This is a genomic window from Bacillus sp. 01N45 (genome assembly GCF_056399205.1).
Genome location: NZ_JBFTQW010000016.1, coordinates 1 through 12,932 on the forward strand (window position 1 = coordinate 1; position 12,932 = coordinate 12,932).

Here is a 12,932-nt window from a genome sequence, read left to right on the forward strand (position 1 = left end):
CACATAGCGTAAGCTAGTAAGATCCCTGAAAGATGATCAGGTTGATAGGTTCGAGGTGGAAGCATGGTGACATGTGGAGYTGACGAATACTAATAGATCGAGGACTTAACCATATAATATGTAGCAATGTTATCTAGTTTTGAAGGAATATRCCTTCAATAGTYTGGTRATGATGGCAGAGAGGTCACACCCGTTCCCATACCGAACACGGAAGTTAAGCTCTCTAGCGCCGATGGTAGTTGGGACCTTGTCCCTGTGAGAGTAGGACGTTGCCAGGCTATTATTATTCCGCAGTAGCTCAGTGGTAGAGCTATCGGCTGTTAACCGATCGGTCGTAGGTTCGAGTCCTACCTGCGGAGCCATTATGCTTCCATAGCTCAGCTGGTAGAGCACTTCCATGGTAAGGAAGAGGTCACCGGTTCAAGCCCGGTTGGAAGCTTGGGAAGAGTTTTGAAATTTTTGGCCCGTTGGTCAAGTGGTTAAGACACCGCCCTTTCACGGCGGTAACACGGGTTCGAATCCCGTACGGGTCACCACTTTTGGAGGATTAGCTCAGCTGGGAGAGCACCTGCCTTACAAGCAGGGGGTCGGCGGTTCGATCCCGTCATTTGACTCCCCGTCATGCGCTGGTTCGAATCCAGCTAGCCCAGCCATTTACGAGCCATTAGCTCAGTTGGTAGAGCATCTGACTTTTAATCAGAGGGTCGAAGGTTCGAATCCTTCATGGCCTGCCTTGCACGCAGGAGGTCAGCGGTTCGATCCCGCTAGGCTCCATCTAATAGAGAAGCTTACATCATATGATGTAAGCTTTTTTTGTGTTTAAAAAGACAACTTTCATATTTGTCATTTAAAATGGAGAAAACACGAAAATAAAGGATGGGGATAATTGTGAAAGTTGTTATTGCATCTGATTCATATAAAGAAAGCTTAAAAGCGATAAAAGTATGTGAAGCTATTGAAAGAGGATTTGGAGCAATTTTCCCTAAAGCAGAGTACGTAAAAATACCAATTGGAGATGGAGGGGAAGGAACGGTTGATTCACTTGTGGATGCTACAGATGGAAGAATGATACCCCTTCATGTGACAGGACCGCTTAGAGAACATGTGCAAGCCTTTTACGGTATGTCTAAAGATAAAAAGACAGCGTTTATTGAAATGGCAGCAGCATCAGGATTACAACATGTTCCAGTTAAAAAGCGAAACCCACTTATTACAACGACTAAAGGAACAGGAGAACTTATACTACATGCGCTAGACGAAGGAGCTGAGCACATTATTTTAGGACTTGGAGGAAGTGCTACAAATGATGGCGGAGCAGGTATGTTGTCAGCTTTAGGAGTCAGGTTTATAAATGGGGAAGGGGAAGTAATAGAGCCATCTGGAGGAACATTACATTCGATTGTCGCTATTGATTTTTCATGTATGGATTCACGCTTAATGCACATAAAGATAGAAGCAGCATGTGATGTAGATAATCCGTTAGTTGGAATAAGGGGAGCATCTTTCGTATTTGGGAGGCAAAAGGGTGCGAATGCAGAGATGATGAAAGAGCTGGATGAGAATTTAAAGCATTATGCGAATATCCTTAAACAATACTTATCTTGCGACGTATCTAAAATACCTGGCGCAGGAGCCGCAGGAGGAATGGGAGCAGCTGTTATTGCAGTGTTAAAGGGAAACTTGCGGAGAGGAATTGAAATTGTATTAGACTATACAAATTTTGATAAGCATATAGAAGGTGCAGATTTAATTATAACTGGCGAAGGGAGAATAGATGAACAAACAGCATATGGAAAGGCCCCTGTAGGTGTTGCGGAGCGTGCAAAGCATTTTCGTATTCCTGTCATTGCTATTGGAGGATCTGTATCTCCGAATTATCCAGCTGTTCATGAAAAAGGAATCGATGCAGTATTTAGTATTACAGCGAGTCCTATGACATTAGAAGAGGCATATAAAGTAGCGGAAGAGAATATCGAAATGACAGCAAAGAATATTGCCGCAGTATGGAAAATAGCATCAGAAAAACACTTCTAAATGTAGGAGTGTTTTTTATTATTATTTAATAATAATGATGGTAGTTGTTTCATTAAGTTAACTTTATACATAGAATAGTCTTGAAATTGGGTTTTTAAGGCGAATACAAGTGAATAATTTGTATATCCATACAGAAAAATGTCGAGTTGAGTCAGACTATATAAAAGATTTAAAATATTTAGTGAAGGCATAAAAGGGGGATACTATCTATGAAAAAAGAAATCTCAGTTATTGGAGTTCCAATGGATTTAGGACAGATGCGTCGCGGGGTAGATATGGGGCCGAGTGCAATCCGTTATGCAGGCGTAATTGAAAGAATTGAAGAAATTGGATATAACGTTAAAGATATGGGAGATATATGTATAGAGAGAGAAAAAGAAATAGATGTAAATACAAGCTTAAGAAACCTTACACAAGTTGCAACTGTATGTAACGAATTAGCAAGTAAGGTGGATCATATTATAGAAGAGGGACGTTTTCCACTTGTATTAGGTGGTGACCATAGTATCGCAATTGGTACATTAGCTGGTGTTGCGAAACATTATAAAAATTTAGGTGTTATTTGGTATGATGCACATGGTGACTTAAATACAGAAGAAACTTCACCATCTGGAAATATTCATGGCATGTCACTTGCAGCAAGTTTAGGGTATGGACATCAAACGCTTGTAGATTTATACGGGGCGTATCCAAAGGTGAAAAAAGAGAATGTTGTCATTATCGGTGCACGTGCATTAGATGAAGGAGAAAAAGACTTTATTCGCAATGAAGGTATTAAAGTATTCTCAATGCACGAGATTGATCGTATGGGTATGACTGCTGTTATGGAAGAAACAATCGCGTATTTATCTCATACTGATGGTGTGCATTTATCATTAGATTTAGATGGCCTTGATCCTCATGATGCACCAGGAGTTGGAACGCCTGTAATTGGTGGTCTATCTTATCGTGAAAGCCACTTAGCGATGGAAATGTTAGCGGAAGCTGATATTGTTACATCTGCTGAGTTTGTTGAAGTAAATACCATTTTAGATGAGCGAAATAGAACGGCAACAACAGCAGTTGCTTTAATGGGTTCTTTATTCGGTGAAAAACTAAAATAAATGTAAGAAAAGCAACTGAGAAGTTGCTTTTTTTATTTGAAAATAAGAGTATAATAATGATTTATATTATACTGTACGATAATAATGTTTGACATCTTACCAATTTAGACGAAAGGGGGGTTGTTTGTAATTGTCGTTTGTTTCATGTATGGTATAATTAACTAGTTGTTGGAAATACATACAGATAGAGCATAAAACAATATTTCAATATATGGATAGAATTGCTCGTAAGTAGGAGGAAGGGTTAGCATGCCTTTTGAAGATACGACCATTTTGAAATATCTTAGTACGGTATTAGATATTGCCGTTGTATGGTTTATTATATATAAGCTAATTCTCATAATCCGAGGGACGAAAGCTGTTCAACTTTTAAAAGGGATTACAGTTATTATTGTCGTTCGGATGATCAGTATTTTCCTTGAATTGCATACGCTTTATTGGCTAACTGAGCAAGTATTAACGTGGGGATTTTTAGCCGTTATTATTATTTTCCAGCCAGAATTGCGAAGAGCACTTGAGCAGCTAGGACGCGGGAGTTTATTTTCGCGTGTTGGAACTCATGAGGATGATGAACCTGAAATCGTTGCAACAGCGATAGCGAAAGCGACGGAATATATGGGGAAACGTAGAATTGGTGCATTAATTACTTTGTCAAAAGAGACCGGTATGGGTGATTATGTGGAAACGGGTATTCCGCTAAATGCATACGTATCATCGGAATTACTTATTAATATTTTCATTCCTAATACACCTCTTCACGATGGAGCGGTCATTATGCAAGGAAGTACCATTAAAGCAGCAGCATGTTATCTTCCGTTATCGGAGAGTCCTTTTATCTCTAAGGAACTAGGAACTAGGCATCGCGCTGCAATGGGAGTTAGTGAAGTTACTGATAGTATTACAGTAGTTGTGTCGGAAGAAACTGGCCAAATTTCTTTAACGAAAAATGGTAAGTTGCATCGTGATTTGAAGACAGAACAACTGAAAGATATGTTGTTAGCTGAATTTAGTGCGAACGAAAAAACGACTTCTTCGTCTTTATGGAATTGGAGGAGAAAGCGTCATGGATAAGTTAATGGAGAATCATTGGTTTCTAAAAGGGATCTCATTACTATTGGCGTGTATGCTTTTTATGTCAGCGACTTTAACTGAAAAAAATACGACATCGGGGATAATACCTTTCGGAAATGATGCGAAAGAAACCTTAACTAATTATGCCATTAACCTTAAGTATGATGAAGAGAAATATATTGTAAGTGGTATTCCGTCAGAGGGCGTTAAGGTGAAGTTAGAGGGCCCAAAAGCAGCAGTTGCTACAGCAAAAGCGAAAAAACAATTTGATATACCAGTTGATTTGAGAGATAGCGAAAAAGGAACTTATGAAGTTTCTTTGAAAACGAACGGGCTTCCAGATGATGTGAAAGGAACAGTTCAGCCATCAACGATTAAAATTACCCTACATGAAAAAGCGAGAAAATACGTCCATGTAGACTTAAAATTATCAAATGAGGATCAAATGCCAGCGGGTTCTACTCTCGAAAAATCAAACATTAAACCTGATACTGTTGAGGTAGTTGGGACGAAAGAAGAAATTGAAAGTATTTCATCTGCTAAGGCGTATATTGATTTAAAAGGTGTTAATAAAACTGTTACAAAAACAGCCGAAGTTACATTATACAATAGAGAAGGAAAACGTTTAAATGTAAGAACGAGTCCATCTAAAATTAGTGTAACATTGAATGTGGCGACGCAAGCTACGGCCAATAATACTGAAAAAACTGTTCCTGTAACGTATACGAAAAAGGGGAGTTTACCAGAAGGATTGGCCGTTACAAATATTAGCATTGAGCCGAGAGAAGTAACGATAGCAGGTCCAAAAGATATCTTGGATAATATACAATCGATAGAGGGGGTCGAAGTAGATCTTAGTCAATTGACAGAGTCTACAACATTCGATACCTCTGTTTTATTGCCAAAGGGTGTAACAAGTGCAAAACCGAATCAAGTGAAGGTTTCGGTAGGAGTGCAAAAAACAAAACAAACGAAAACAAGAACGATTGATGGTATATCAATTCAAAAAAATGGACTTTCTAAAGATGTTACGGCGCAGCTACTTTCGCCGCAAGATGGGAAGATAAGCGTTGATATTTCAGGAGAAACAAGTATAGTAGATAAAATAACAGCTGCTCAAATAACAGCAGCCATTAATCTGCAAAATGTATCTCCGGGGACGAAGGATGTTTCTATTCAAGTGAGCGGTCCTGGTAATATTTCAATAGAGCCAAAGCAAAAAAGTGCTAAAGTCACAATTGTGAAGAAAGAAAATCCAGACAAAGAAGTACAGGGTAACGGTGAAAAACCAGATTCAAATAATAACCAAGATAATCAAACTGAAAAACCAAAAAATCCTGAACCTGAACCTAAGCCTGACACGGAACAGGAACAAAATAAAGATAAAGAAAAAGAAAAAGAAACTAGTCAAGAGCCAACAAAAGAAACTAGTCAAGAGCCAACAGTAGATAATCAAAAAGAGCCAGAAAAAGGAGCGAATCATAATGGGTAAATATTTTGGTACAGATGGAGTACGCGGGGTTGCGAACCAGGAGTTAACACCTGAATTAGCGTTCAAAATTGGACGTTTTGGTGGTTATGTATTAACAAAAGATACAGATCGTCCAAAAGTAATTATCGGCCGTGATACACGTATATCAGGACATATGTTAGAAGGAGCTTTAGTAGCAGGTCTATTATCAACTGGAGCAGAAGTAATGCGCCTTGGCGTTATTTCTACACCAGGTGTTGCTTATTTAACAAAAGCGTTAGATGCACAAGCAGGTGTTATGATTTCTGCATCTCATAATCCAGTACAGGATAACGGAATCAAATTCTTCGGTTCAGACGGTTTCAAATTAACAGATGAGCAAGAAGCAGAAATCGAAGCTTTATTAGACAAAGAAGTTGATGAACTACCACGTCCAACAGGTACAAATCTTGGACAAGTGAGTGATTATTTTGAAGGCGGACAAAAATATTTACAATATATTAAACAAACTGTAGAGGAAGATTTCTCTGGTTTACATATCGCTTTAGATTGTGCGCATGGTGCTACGTCTTCTTTAGCTCCATACTTATTCGCGGATTTAGAGGCTGATATTTTAACAATGGGAACTTCACCAAACGGCATGAACATTAACGATGGAGTAGGTTCTACGCATCCAGAAGTATTAGCTAAATTAGTAAAAGATAAAGGCGCTGATATCGGTCTTGCCTTTGATGGTGATGGTGACCGTTTAATCGCTGTAGATGAAAAAGGAAACATCGTTGATGGCGATCAAATTATGTTTATTTGTGCGAAGTACATGAAAGAAACTGGTCAACTAAAGCATAATACAGTCGTTTCAACTGTTATGAGTAACTTAGGTTTCTACAAAGCACTTGAAGCTAACAATATCACAAGTGATAAAACAGCAGTTGGTGACCGTTACGTAATGGAAGAGATGAAGCGTGGTGGTTACAACTTAGGTGGAGAACAATCGGGTCATATTATCTTACTTGATTACATTACAACTGGTGATGGAATGTTAAGTGCACTTCAACTGGTAAACATCATGAAAATGACGAAAAAACCATTATCTGAGCTTGCAGGTGAGATGACAAAATTCCCACAATTACTAGTAAACGTTCGTGTAACAGATAAAAAACTAGCATTAGAAAATGAAAAAATTAAAGAAGTTATTCGTGTTGTAGAGGAAGAAATGAACGGTGATGGCCGCATTCTTGTTCGTCCATCTGGAACAGAGCCACTTATTCGTGTAATGGCAGAAGCACCAACACAAGAAGTGTGTGACGCATATGTACATCGCATTGTAGAAGTTGTGAAAGCTGAAGTTGGCGCTGAATAATTCGATAAATTTATTGAAAAGGAGCACAAAAAGTGCTCCTTTTTCATATGTTTTATAGACGATGAAAAAAATTTCATTGACGGTTTATCCATGTTTGTTATAAGATGGTCTTGTTCTTTTTCTCAAAGGAAATATTGTAAATTATAGAAGCGCCAGAACTACAAGTAGTGTAGTTGACGAGGTGGAGTTTATCGAGATTTCGGCGGATGACTCCCGGTTGTTCATCACAACCGCAAGCTTTTACTTAAATCATTAAGGTGACTTAGTGGACAAAGGTGAAAGTGTGATGAGAGAAAAGGAACGGATGAAAACTAGCTGTATAAGTATATACGGACTTAAACCCAATCGAGAGGAAGGTGAAAGCCGTTACAAGCTTACAGGGCTAGCAATATGTAATCCGTTTTTTAGTATAAATAAAAATGGTATCGGACTATGTCGTTACATGTTCGCAGAGCAATGTAAGCATTTGTAACGGCGACTAAACATGTGTGGAATCGTAGGATTTATTGGAGAGCAAGATGCAAAGGAAATTTTATTAAAAGGTTTAGAAAAGCTAGAATATCGTGGATATGATTCAGCAGGTATTGCAGTACAAACAGGTAACGGTGTTGTTGTATACAAAGAAAAAGGTCGTATTGCAAAACTTCGCGAAATCGTAGATGAGAACGTAGCAGCAAGCGTGGGAATCGGTCACACACGCTGGGCTACACATGGTGTTCCAAGCAAAGTAAACGCGCATCCGCATCAAAGTACATCAAAACGCTTTACACTAGTTCATAACGGTGTAATTGAAAACTATGAATTAGTGAAAAAAGAATATTTACAAGATGTAACGTTCGTAAGTGAAACTGATACAGAGATTATCGTACAGCTTATGGAACAACAAGTGAGCACAGGACTAAGTGTAGAAGAAGCGTTCCGTAATACGCTATCTCTTTTACATGGCTCTTATGCAATCGGATTACTTGATGCTGAAAATCCAAACATGATTTATGTTGCTAAAAACAAAAGCCCGCTATTAGTAGGTGTTGGTGACAACTTTAATGTTGTGGCGAGCGACGCTATGGCGATGTTACAAGTTACAGATCAATTTATTGAGTTAATGGATAAAGAAATCGTAATCGTAACGAAAGAAAGTATTACAATTAAAAACTTACAAGGTGAAACGATTGAACGTGCACCGTTTACAGCGGAATTAGACGCAAGTGATATTGAAAAAGGAACATACCCTCATTTCATGCTGAAAGAAATCGATGAGCAACCACTTGTAATCCGTAATATAATTCAAAAGTACCAAGATGAAAATGGCGAGATTGAACTGAATGAAGATATCCGTAACGCAATTTTAGACAGCGATCGTATTTACATCATTGCATGTGGAACAAGTTATCATGCAGGTCTTGTTGGAAAACAATTTATCGAGAAGTTTGCAAAAATGCCAGTTGAAGTGCATGTAGCAAGTGAATTCTCTTATAATATGCCATTATTAACAGAGAGACCATTCTTCATTTACATTTCACAAAGTGGTGAAACAGCTGATAGCCGTGCAGTACTTGTACAAACGAATGAAATGGGTCATAAAGCATTAACGATTACAAACGTACCTGGTTCTACACTTTCTCGTGAAGCTGATTATACACTTCCGTTATACGCGGGACCAGAAATCGCAGTTGCATCAACGAAAGCTTACACAGCTCAGCTTGCGGTACTTTCAATTTTAGCTGCGGACATTGCTAAAGCGAAAGGCGAAGTTCTTGATTTTGATTTAACACACGAATTAGGACTTGTAGCGAATGCAATGGTACAACTTTGTGATCAAAAAGAAGAAATGGACGCATTAGCAAAACAATTTTTAGCAACAACTCGTAACTGTTTCTTCATCGGACGTAGCGTAGACTTCTACGTAGGATTAGAAGGTGCGTTAAAGCTAAAAGAAATCTCTTACATCCAAGCAGAAGGATTTGCTGGAGGAGAATTAAAACACGGTACAATCGCCTTAATTGAAAATGGTACACCAGTTATCGCACTTGCTACACAAGAGCACGTAAACCTTGGAATTCGTGGTAACGTGAAAGAAGTAGTAGCACGCGGAGCAAACCCATGTATCATCTCAATGAAAGGCTTAGAAATGGAAGGTGACAGCTTCGTATTACCAGCTGTACACGAAGCATTAGCACCGCTAGTAGCAGTTATTCCATTCCAACTTATTTCATACTATGCAGCACTTCACCGCGAGTGTGACGTTGATAAGCCACGTAACTTAGCTAAGTCTGTTACTGTTGAGTAGGAGATTGGTAGGTTAATAAATATAGCTTTAAAATAAATTTACGAATTTGTACCCCTTTAGATATTTTATCTAAAGGGGTATTTTTGTGCTGAAAAAGAACATCTAAAATTGGTAAGTGGATAGAACCCTATAGATTAAATTTTAACTTTATCAGATTCACTTTTATTTATCTGAATTTTCCGTTATCATTTTAAGTATTCGTGAACAATTTCCTTTATTACGACAAGAAGAGACAATAGATTCATGGACATTACAAGGGGGCTTATTATATGAAAGTGAAAGCAAAAACATATTTAAGTATAGAAGAGATTATTTCATTACCGGTCTTATCAAGTGCAAACATAAGTGATGATGGCGAAAACGTAGCATTTGTTAAGAAGAGCGCTAACTGGGAAGACAATACGTATAGAAATCATGTATGGATATATGAAGCAGATAAAGGGCAGAGTTATCCACTAACAAATGGGGATATAGATAGTATACATCCATTATGGTCTCCAGATTCCAAGAGCATTGCATACCTTAGCCCAAGCGGTGAGGGGGCTAATACAAATCAGATCTTTGTTAAATCAATAGAAGGTGGTAGTGAGATTCAAATTACGGATGAGAAGGAAGGAGTTAATACATTCAAATGGGAGCCTACTGGTAAAGGTTTTTATTATATTGCACAGTCAAAAGAATGTGAGGAAATAAAGAAACGTAAGGGACTATATGGAGATTTTCACCATGTAGGTAAGGAACATCGGAATAATTGTTTATACTACGTTGAAATAGAAAAAGTGATACAAAATGATAAACAGGAACGGAAAGTTAGCGGTATTTATCAACTAACGAATGGTAAGGATTTTTATATACATAACTTTGATATTTCAAATGATGGGAAAAAGGTTGTATGTATGGCTACACCAAGCTTAAACGATTATATGAATGGTGATATATATATATTAGATGTTAGAGCTGGGGAACTACAAAAGATGAATATAGATAAGTTGTTAGGAGCGAGCGTCTGCTTTTCTCCTGAGGAAGATAAAATATGTTACGCAGCAAGCATAAGAGAGAAGGATTACTATAGAAATCATATACAAGATAATACATTAGAGATATATGATATGAATACTGGAGAGGTAATTCAACCTTTAACAAATTTTGATAGTACGGTTATGCCATTACAGTGGACAGCTAAAGGGATTTTAATTAGATGGCAGGATAAAACGAATTATCGTATTGGATTGCTATGTGAGGATGGCACTGTGGAAATGTTAAGCGAAAAAGTAGATGGCTTTATAATGGATGCCTCTATAACAAGGGATGGCAATCATATAACCTATAATAAGGCTATAACAAATGAAACCTTTGAAATCTATTTGGATGATAAAAAAGTAACAAATGAAAATAGCTTTTTCGAAGGAAGGCTTAAAAGTAACAGAGAAATCATCTCATGGAAAAGTAGTGATGGACTGGAAATAGAAGGAGTTTTATCAACCCCAGTAGAGTTTGACGCAAATAAAAAATATCCCTTATTAGTAGTAATCCATGGTGGTCCGAATTGGGCGTCCTTTCCGATATTTTCAGACTGTTTTAATGAGAAATATCCGATTGAACAGTTTATCGACAAAGGCTTTATCGTTTTAGAGCCAAACTATAGAGGAAGTTCTGGTTATGGTAATGAATTTTTAAAAGCAAACTATAGAAAACAAGGACTTGCTGATTATGATGATGTTATATCTGGAGTGGATGCACTAGTTGAAAAAGGGATTGTAGATAAAGAGAGAGTAGGGGTTATGGGATGGAGTAACGGAGGATATATATCAGCTTTCTGTTCTACATGTAGCAGTAGATTTAAAGCTATTTCAGTTGGGGGCGGCATTACGAACTGGAGTACCCATTATGTAAATACAGATATCCCTTACTTTATTAGCATGTATTTAGGAAATACTCCATGGAATGATCCAGAGGTATATAAGAAAACATCACCAATGACATATATTAAATCAGCCTGTACGCCTACCTTAATTCAACATGGGGAAAAGGATGTAAGAATTCCAATTACAAATGCATATGAGCTATATGAAGGGTTAAGAGATATGGAAGTTGATACGGAGTTAATTATATTTAAAGGAATGGCATATAGTTCGAATCAGCCAGGAATGAATGTGGCTATTATGAAGCAGAACTTGATGTGGTTTTCACACTATATTCTTGGAGAAAGCATGAAAGATTTTCGTACTATATAATGGATATCCGCACAGGGATTTTTCGTTGTGCAATTGTATCAGATTGTTGTAAACTGTATGCAAACCATTATTGAGAAGATTTAAATGATTATAGGGAACGGAATTCGGAGGACTAATATGACAGAGAATAAAAATGAGTTATCTGTAGAACAACGTGAAGAACTATTAAAAGTATTACAAGCTCGTTTTGAGAAAAACATGAACCGCCATGAAGGTCTTGAATGGGATAAAGTTGAAGTGAAGCTGGCTACTAATACTGAAAAATTATGGTCAATTTATGAAATGGAAGTAACTGGCGGTGAGCCGGATATTGTTGCTTATGATGAAGAGAAGGACGAGTATACTTTCTGTGATTGTTCAAAGGAGAGTCCTAAAGGGCGCAGAAGCCTTTGCTATGATCTTGAAGCGTTAGAGTCAAGAAAAAAACATAAACCAGAAAATAACGTTATTGATGTGGCAACTGCTATGGGCATTGAATTATTAACGGAAGAACAATATCGAGAGTTGCAACAGCTTGGGGATTTCGATATGAAATCATCAAGCTGGGTACAAACGCCTTCAGATATTCGAGAACTCGGTGGTGCTCTATTTTGCGATTATCGATTTGGACACGTTTTTGTGTACCACAATGGAGCAGATTCCTACTATGCTGCTAGAGGATTTCGTGGTTCGTTAAGAGTTTAAATTTGGAGTAAGTAGAAAAGAGCCTATACTTAGGCTCTTTTTTTTATTTATATTTTAAAAGTAAACGGTTACTACGCAGTTTTACTTAACTTATATGTTTCATGGTTGTTTTTACGGAAAAGTTTAGGGAAAACATAGCCATCTAATCCAATACGTCCAGCGTTATGACCTGCAACTAAAATGAACATAGTTAAAATAAGCAGATTTGGGTTTACACTAACAGTTCCACTTAGTAAAAATGAAAGATTCATTATAATTCCAAAGAATGCAGCAGTTTTTGTTAATCCACCTAAAATTAAACCTAGACCTACTAAAATTTCTCCCCATTGAACTAAAAAGCTAAATAGGTCTGCGTTTGGAAGAACAAAGTGTTGAAGGAAATCTGCCCACCAACTTTGTACGGCAGGGTGATCACCTGATGCCTGAGCAATAGCGCCCTTTAGAAAACCACTTGCATCAAAAGATTGTCCGAAAACTTTACCTATCCCAGCAGTGAGCCATGCATATCCTATGTAAAATCTTAAAAATAATAATATGAAAGCAGCACGTTTATCAGTTCTTAAAAAATTGATAACCATTGAAATCCCTCCAATATTTTATTTACATGTTTATTATATATCCATTGTGAAAAGATTCACAATGGATAAAGTGTGAACAAAAATTATGATTTTTCATTTGTACATAAAGT

10 protein-coding genes, 5 tRNA genes and 2 rRNA genes are annotated in these 12,932 nt (G+C 37.5%); 16 read left to right on the forward strand and 1 reads right to left on the reverse strand.

The features are described 5' to 3' along the window. From AC1DMU_RS26125 to AC1DMU_RS26200, 16 genes are all read left to right on the forward strand, one after another. Positions 1-113, forward strand: a 23S ribosomal RNA gene (locus AC1DMU_RS26125); the annotation flags it as partial. Between the two features lie 49 nt (positions 114-162). Next, a 5S ribosomal RNA gene (gene rrf, locus AC1DMU_RS26130) occupies positions 163-278 on the forward strand. A gap of 9 nt (positions 279-287) precedes the next feature. After that, positions 288-362, forward strand: a tRNA-Asn gene (locus AC1DMU_RS26135). 4 nt (positions 363-366) lie between these two features. Then, positions 367-439, forward strand: a tRNA-Thr gene (locus AC1DMU_RS26140). A gap of 22 nt (positions 440-461) precedes the next feature. After that, positions 462-536: transfer RNA gene (locus tag AC1DMU_RS26145), tRNA-Glu, on the forward strand. Positions 537-546: 10 nt separating this feature from the next. Further along, positions 547-612 (forward strand) — tRNA-Val (locus tag AC1DMU_RS26150). 46 nt (positions 613-658) lie between these two features. After that, positions 659-731: transfer RNA gene (locus tag AC1DMU_RS26155), tRNA-Lys, on the forward strand. 157 nt (positions 732-888) lie between these two features. Then, positions 889-2,034, forward strand: a complete 1,146-nt coding sequence (locus AC1DMU_RS26160; protein WP_142291669.1) for a glycerate kinase — start codon at positions 889-891, stop codon at positions 2,032-2,034. A gap of 209 nt (positions 2,035-2,243) precedes the next feature. Next, positions 2,244-3,137 (forward strand): arginase, encoded by an 894-nt coding sequence (gene rocF, locus AC1DMU_RS26165; RefSeq protein ID WP_088061671.1) that lies wholly within the window; start codon positions 2,244-2,246, stop codon positions 3,135-3,137. Positions 3,138-3,386: 249 nt separating this feature from the next. Then, complete coding sequence (cdaA, locus tag AC1DMU_RS26170) at positions 3,387-4,208, forward strand: diadenylate cyclase CdaA (RefSeq protein ID WP_088061673.1); 822 nt, start codon at positions 3,387-3,389, stop codon at positions 4,206-4,208. Next, on the forward strand, positions 4,201-5,700 hold the full coding sequence (locus tag AC1DMU_RS26175; RefSeq protein ID WP_088061674.1) for a CdaR family protein: 1,500 nt from the start codon (positions 4,201-4,203) through the stop codon (positions 5,698-5,700). The genes cdaA and AC1DMU_RS26175 overlap by 8 nt, the downstream gene beginning before the upstream one ends. Next, complete coding sequence (gene glmM / locus AC1DMU_RS26180) at positions 5,693-7,039, forward strand: phosphoglucosamine mutase (RefSeq protein WP_088061676.1); 1,347 nt, start codon at positions 5,693-5,695, stop codon at positions 7,037-7,039. The genes AC1DMU_RS26175 and glmM overlap by 8 nt, the downstream gene beginning before the upstream one ends. A gap of 286 nt (positions 7,040-7,325) precedes the next feature. Continuing rightward, a complete protein-coding gene (locus AC1DMU_RS26185; RefSeq protein WP_033659100.1) occupies positions 7,326-7,511 on the forward strand; it encodes a hypothetical protein in 186 nt (61 codons plus the stop codon). A 12-nt stretch (positions 7,512-7,523) separates the two neighbouring features. Next, positions 7,524-9,326 carry a glutamine--fructose-6-phosphate transaminase (isomerizing) gene (gene glmS / locus AC1DMU_RS26190; protein WP_088061678.1) on the forward strand — a complete coding sequence of 601 codons (1,803 nt, stop codon included), beginning with the start codon at positions 7,524-7,526 and terminating at the stop codon, positions 9,324-9,326. A gap of 269 nt (positions 9,327-9,595) precedes the next feature. Further along, positions 9,596-11,560: a S9 family peptidase gene (locus AC1DMU_RS26195; RefSeq protein ID WP_088061679.1), complete on the forward strand. Its 1,965-nt coding sequence runs from the start codon at positions 9,596-9,598 to the stop codon at positions 11,558-11,560. A 117-nt stretch (positions 11,561-11,677) separates the two neighbouring features. Further along, on the forward strand, positions 11,678-12,244 hold the full coding sequence (locus AC1DMU_RS26200) for a DUF4256 domain-containing protein (protein ID WP_088061681.1): 567 nt from the start codon (positions 11,678-11,680) through the stop codon (positions 12,242-12,244). Between the two features lie 71 nt (positions 12,245-12,315). Here AC1DMU_RS26200 and AC1DMU_RS26205 read toward each other — a convergent pair whose 3' ends face one another. Next, positions 12,316-12,822 (reverse strand): DoxX family membrane protein, encoded by a 507-nt coding sequence (locus tag AC1DMU_RS26205; protein WP_087984974.1) that lies wholly within the window; start codon positions 12,820-12,822, stop codon positions 12,316-12,318. Positions 12,823-12,932: the final 110 nt, after the last annotated feature.